Origin of the sequence: Shewanella sp. (assembly GCF_051658185.1) — a bacterium.
In the GTDB taxonomy this organism is placed as follows: Bacteria; Pseudomonadota; Gammaproteobacteria; order Enterobacterales; family Shewanellaceae; genus Shewanella.
In genome coordinates this window covers 1-6,128 of sequence record NZ_JBOFMC010000296.1, presented here as the reverse complement: position 1 = coordinate 6,128, position 6,128 = coordinate 1, and the positions used below count along the sequence as shown (strand labels likewise).

Annotated in this window: 5 protein-coding genes; 3 read left to right on the top strand and 2 right to left on the bottom strand. The window is 50.6% G+C overall.

Translation table 11 applies throughout. The features are described from left to right. Positions 1 to 13 precede the first annotated feature (13 nt). Positions 14 to 1,759, bottom strand: coding sequence for a bifunctional metallophosphatase/5'-nucleotidase (locus ACRCZA_RS11310; RefSeq protein WP_438674538.1), 1,746 nt, complete (start codon positions 1,757 to 1,759; stop codon positions 14 to 16). 279 nt (positions 1,760 to 2,038) lie between these two features. Continuing rightward, positions 2,039 to 3,130 (bottom strand): CNNM domain-containing protein, encoded by a 1,092-nt coding sequence (locus tag ACRCZA_RS11305; RefSeq protein WP_438674537.1) that lies wholly within the window; start codon positions 3,128 to 3,130, stop codon positions 2,039 to 2,041. A gap of 144 nt (positions 3,131 to 3,274) precedes the next feature. On the opposite strand from ACRCZA_RS11305, the gene ACRCZA_RS11300 reads away from it, so the two are divergent. From ACRCZA_RS11300 to ACRCZA_RS11290, 3 genes are all read left to right on the top strand, one after another. Continuing rightward, the gene (locus ACRCZA_RS11300) at positions 3,275 to 4,396 is read left to right on the top strand and encodes a bifunctional tRNA (adenosine(37)-C2)-methyltransferase TrmG/ribosomal RNA large subunit methyltransferase RlmN (protein WP_438674536.1); all 1,122 of its coding nucleotides are present in this window, start codon (positions 3,275 to 3,277) and stop codon (positions 4,394 to 4,396) included. 32 nt (positions 4,397 to 4,428) lie between these two features. Beyond that, positions 4,429 to 5,217 carry a type IV pilus biogenesis/stability protein PilW gene (gene pilW, locus ACRCZA_RS11295; RefSeq protein ID WP_438674535.1) on the top strand — a complete coding sequence of 263 codons (789 nt, stop codon included), beginning with the start codon at positions 4,429 to 4,431 and terminating at the stop codon, positions 5,215 to 5,217. After that, the coding region (locus ACRCZA_RS11290) for a helix-turn-helix domain-containing protein (RefSeq protein ID WP_438674534.1) at positions 5,214 to 6,128 on the top strand (915 nt) is incomplete at its 3' end. The genes pilW and ACRCZA_RS11290, both read left to right, overlap by 4 nt.

The following is a 6,128-nucleotide window of genomic DNA, read 5'->3' as shown; positions in this document are numbered from 1 at the left end:
TATTGGCGCTCAATTAACCTGAGCGCTTGGCGTGGCTGGTGTAATGCACATGGGGGGATAAGCCGTCAGCGAGGTTGGGGGCTTTACTTAAAAAACGAATAAATGCTTGGGGTAAAGTCAAAGAGGGGAGTGACTCTTGCCAACGCGCCTGTAGCAATGGGTGATAGCCTTCTTTGCCTGCTGCGGTATAAGAGGTCGATACCCCAACATACAATGCATCATGCTCAATGGGATACCACAGGGGCGAGCCATCCTGAGGCATGAGTTCGAGTTTAAATAAACGCTCCCCTAAGGGGCGGCGGCCATCGTAGTAATACCGTAAGCCATAGGTATAAGGAAAGCTCCCAGCACCGGTGCCTTGCACGCTGTTATTGGTGGCGGCATTGATGGCCGATTCGAGGGCTTGATAAAGAAATTGGCCTTGGATTTCATATCTGACCAGCGGTAGCTCAAAGGGGAGTAATTGTCCCATGACATCGGCAAGGGTGAGTCGACCTTGGGCGAGGGATTGACGCACGCCGCCCGCATTGTGCAGGGCAAAGTCGATTCGAGGATCTTCAATTTTGGCCTCCTGATACATGCTGCGGCTGACCCAGGGGGCAATTTCACTGCCATGGGGCAACGCCTTTGAGGGCAGGCGAGTGTGTACCAGATTTTTAGGGACGAAGGCGAGCACTTGGTTTTCCATGCTTGCGATTGCCGGGCGGTACTGCTGCTTAATGACAGCCGAGATAGTGTCATCGGCTTCATCGCCGTAAACATAGGGATGCTCGGCCAGCGCTTGGTGTACGGCTTGATAATCGGCGTCATTCACAGAGTGTTGTGAGCTCAAGAACACATGGCGATCCAACATGAAGTAGTTACCGCCGTCAAGGCGCACCACTTGGCCAGCATGATTAAACTCAACCGTGGCTAAGCCAAGGGTTTCGGCGTATTTCCCCGCGTGGACTATGGGGGTGCCACGCACGTTTTCGCCATAGGGCAACTGGCTTAGTCCTAGCGCGCTAAAATCCCCCTGCAGAGTATGGCTATGGCCGCCGACAATCAGGCTGATGCCACTGACTTGCTCGGCCAACTGTCTATCCTGATCTAAGCCTAAATGACTGAGCACTATGATGTGTTTAATCCCCTTGGCCTGAAGGTGCGCCACGGTGCGTGCCGTGGTCGCGATAGCATCGACAAAGTGGGTATCGGGATCGGGGCGGGCGATATCCTGCATTTGATCTAATGTAATGCCGATGATCGCCAGTTGCTTATCATAAAAAGGCTTGAGCAAATAATTAGCCAATTGGGTGTTGGCGTCATAGGCCACGATATTGGGCAGGGCGCGCAGGCAGCCTTGTTTATTGATATCTTCTTGGCTTAAATCCATATTACCGGCAAGCAGCGGAAAATCGATTTGCTTGGCAAACTCGGCCAGCCTGGCATTGCCTTCATCAATATCATGGTTGCCAATCACCATGGCATCGGGCGCCAACAAGTTAAGGAGGTGAGCATTGGCCTTGCCCTTAAAATGGCTAAAGTACAGCGTGCCTTGAAAGCTATCTCCGCCGTGTAGGCATAAATGGGGGATATTGGCCTTATTGGCCTTAGCGCGAGCTTGAGTCAGGTGGTAGCCTATGCGGGCATAGCCACCGCTATGGCAGGTGACATCGAGCACTTTATCGGCAAGCGTGAGCGAGAAATGCACTCGGCTCGGCTCAAAATTTGAGTGGGTATCATTGATGTGTGCCAGTGAGAGAGTGTAACTCTGTGTCATAACATACCTTTCATTACAGCAGGAACGTATCCAAAATAAGCAGGGCGGCCCCAAGCTAGTTGGCGATGACCGACAATTGACTTAGGGTATCGCGGCGGCGTGGCGAAGGTTTACACCAAAAAGGGAGCAAAGCTCCCTTTGGCTAACCGCTTGGGGTTTTAGGTGGCGGCATTGGCTACCAGTCACATAGGTTTTTTATATGAGGTCCGCAGCTTTAGGCCTGTAACATGGGCAACTCATGTGTGCCACTTACAGGCATGGAATTTGGCATACCGAGCATCAACCCGATTTTGCCTCGTCATCGTCGGCGGCGGCCTCAAAATCCCCGTCATCGGATAAACGTATGCCTTTTTGCTTCATCCGCTTGGCCCATAATTTACGCGCCAGTTGCTGCATGTCGGTGGCCGGATCGTTGACATCAACAATCTCTAATCCGAGCATAGATTCAATAATATCTTCTTGGGTCACAATCCCTTGGCTACTGCCATATTCATCCACCACCATGGCAATTTGGGTGTTGCGTTTAATCATGCGCTCAAATAACGGTAGGATTTTGGCGGTTTCAGGGACCACAAACAGATTGCGTTTTAACTCGCCAATGGGCGCGTCTGGGGTATAGCGCTCGGCTAAGAGCACGTCGGTGCGGGTGATATAACCAATAATATCATCGTGATCCTCATCATATACCGGAATACGGGTAAAAGGTTTGTCCCGGTACTCTCGCACAAATTGGTTTTGGCTGAGGTCAATCGGCAAGGAAAACATCACAGTGCGCGGGGTCATGATGGCGGTCACGGGCATATCACGCACTTTAAGCATTTGCGTCAAAATTTTTGACTCCTGCTCATCTAGCTCGCCTGACTCGTGGCCAATTTTGGCCATGGCGCTCATCTCTTGGCGAATATATTGGCCTTCTTCGCCTTTACCCAGCAGGCGGGTAACCTGTTGGGACATCCAAATCAGCGGTTTAGTCACCCGTTTCATCCAAGTGATGGCAATCGATACGCTCGGCGCAAGGCGGCGCCAATGATTGGCCCCGACGGATTTAGGAATAATTTCGGAGAAAAATAAAATGATGAAGGTTAATACCCCGGAGAACACGCCGAGCATCTCATCGCCAAAGACTTTGGCGGCTTGCGCCCCAGCCACGGCGGCGCCCACGGTATGGGCGATGGTATTTAAGGTCAAAATTGACACTAAGGGTGCTTCGACATTGTCTTTAAGCTGACGTAAACGCGCGGCAGCGGCAGGATCACTTTGCTCAAGTGAGGCGATGTAACTGGGGGTAACCGAGAGCAGCACAGCTTCGAAGACGCTGCACAGAAACGACACCGCGACAGCGATAAGCACGATAATGATGAGGGTTAACATATAGGTGGTATTACAACTCCGTTCTTTAGGCCAACACTAGCCCAGAGAGATTCTAACATAGTCGCGTGGTGTTGCTGGCTAAAAAAAGTTAGCGTCTGTATAATTCGCCGCCCTGTTGCAGGTTTTGGTGTTGAGGTTAGTCCTATGAGTGAAAAAAAGATCAATTTGTTAGACCTTGATCGTAAGGCAATGCGTGCATTATTTGCGGAAATGGGGGAGAAGCCTTTCCGTGCCGATCAGCTCATGAAATGGATCTATCATTTCGGGGTCAGCGACTTCGAAGAGATGACTAACATCAATAAAGTGCTGCGGCAAAAGCTGGCCGCGCGCTGCGAAATTGTTGCTCCAGAGATTTCGAGCTATCAAAAATCGACCGATGGTACGATCAAGTTTGCCATCCATGTCGGCGAAGGCCAAGAGGTTGAAACCGTTTATATTCCTGAGGATGATCGCGCTACGTTATGCGTCTCATCTCAGGTAGGCTGCGCCTTAGAGTGCACCTTCTGCTCGACCGCCCAGCAAGGCTTTAACCGTAACTTAACGGTATCTGAAATTGTCGGCCAAATTTGGCGCGTGTCTCACTTTTTAGGCTTTGCCAAAGACACTGGCGAGCGCCCTATTACCAACGTGGTGATGATGGGCATGGGTGAGCCCCTGCTGAACTTAGCCAATGTCATCCCGGCGATGGATATCATGCTCGATGATTTTGGCTTTAGCCTATCAAAACGCCGCGTCACACTCTCAACCTCGGGCGTGGTGCCAGCTCTTGATAAGCTCGGGGACGTGCTGGATGTTGCGCTCGCCGTGAGTATCCATGCGCCCAATGATGCGCTGCGTGATATCTTAGTGCCAGTGAATAAAAAATACCCATTGCAAGAATTTTTGGCGGGGATCCGTCGGTATATTGCGAAATCCAATGCAAACCGTGGCCGCGTGACCGTGGAATATGTCATGCTCGATCACATCAATGACAGCACAGAGCAAGCCCATGAGTTGGCGGCGTTGATGAAGGATACGCCTTGCAAGGTTAACCTTATCCCCTTTAACCCTTACCCAGGCTCGCCCTATGGCCGCTCATCGAATTCGCGCATTGACCGGTTTTCTAAGGTGCTGATGGAGTACGGCTTGACAGTTATCGTGCGTAAGACCCGCGGAGATGACATTGATGCCGCCTGTGGTCAGTTAGCAGGTGATATTCGCGACAGAACTAAACGTTTGGCAAAAAAACGCATGCAAGAAAACCAGATTTCGGTCACAATGAATTAACTCATTGTTTGTATAGATTTATAGGTTTACCCATGAAGCATGGATTGTCAGGGTTATCATTGCTACTTGCCTTGTCCTTAGGTGTGACAGGGTGCGTGACTGAGCGTACCTATACGGGAACCGATATTCCGGTATCCGAACGTAAGCTCGATAGAGTGGCTGCGGCCAGAGAGCGTATGCAGCTTGGTTTAACCTATTTGAATCGAGGAAACTCGGAGCAGGCTAAATACAATCTTGATAAAGCCATCGAATATGCGCCAGAGCTAGAGGATGTACACGTGGCTATGGCGTATTACTATCAAACGGTGGGGGATTTAGTCCGCACGGAACGCGCCTACTTAGATGCCATTAGCACTAAGGATACTTCGGGCGATTCGATGAATAATTTTGGGGTGTTTTTGTGCCAACAAAAACAATACGCAAAAGCAGAAAAAATGTTTTTGGCGGCCATCGAAATGCCCAAATATACCCGCACGGCCTCAAGTTATGAAAATTTAGGACTATGCAGTCGCGAGGCTGGGCTGAACCAAAAGGCACGACAGTATTTTCAGATGGCGTTAAAGTATGACCCGCGACGCGCGGTGTCATTACTGGAATTGGTTGAGCTTGACATAGACCAAAATGATTTTATTAAGGCGCGTAACCAATTAGCGCGATATCATCAAGTGGCGGCTCAGACACCAGAAAGTTTAGCGCTCGGCATAAAAATAGAGCAGGCAATGAATGATGATGCCGCAGTTCAGAAATTTGGTATGTTATTGCTTGCCAAATTTCCAGCATCACCTCAGGCCAAGCAATACAGAGTTAATTTGCATCAATGAAAGATAACGACCCAATTGAATCAGCGGTGACCGATGCCCTAAACGGTGCACCTCTCGCGGCGCCCAGTGAAACCCTCGGCCAAATTTTAAAAAATGCCCGTGAAAAAATGGGCTTAAGCATTGGCGATGCCGCCGTGAAGTTACATTTACGGCCAAAGATTGTTGAAGATCTCGAGGCCGATGTGTTCACTAACATTGCCTCTGCAACCTACGCCCGTGGCTATGTCAAAAACTTTGCCCGTTTAGTGGGCGCCGATCCGGCCTTGGTCGAAGCTTGTCTGGCTAAACAAGTCCCCCTTGTGACTGAGCCTGCCATGCAGAGCTTTTCCCGTAAAACCACCCATCAGGCGACCGATACCAAATTAAAATGGTTAAGCTTAGTGATCGTGCTGATTTTACTCGGGCTGTTCGTCGTCTGGTGGATGCAGAAATCGAGCTTGTTAACCCATGTCGATGTCTCACAACCCACAGTAGAAGAAGTGGCCGCGGCGAATCAAAGTTTGTCTGCCGAGGCGTTATTGACCGAAACTGATGCAAGCCAGCGCTTAAGTGACATCGCTGTTAATGGCTCAATGGCGACCGATGGGCCAGTTCGCGATAGCGATGAAAGCAGTATTAACCTTAGTGAGGTTGATGGCTCCAGTGCCACAGTGACTGCACCTAGCTCAGGGGCGGCTGATAATACCCAAGCGGTGGGTCCTGCAGGGCTAAATGCCAATACAGCGACTGCCAATGCCGCCAATGCGGCGCCGACTCAGGGCGCGGCGATGGCTAATCAGCCGAGTTCTGCTAACCTCGCAGCCTCTTCGCAGCCAGTGACGACGCCTCAGCCCAGCACGAACAGTCCAGCTAATGGTTCAGTGAACACCACTAACCCGGTTAACACCAATAGCCCGGTTAACACCAATAGC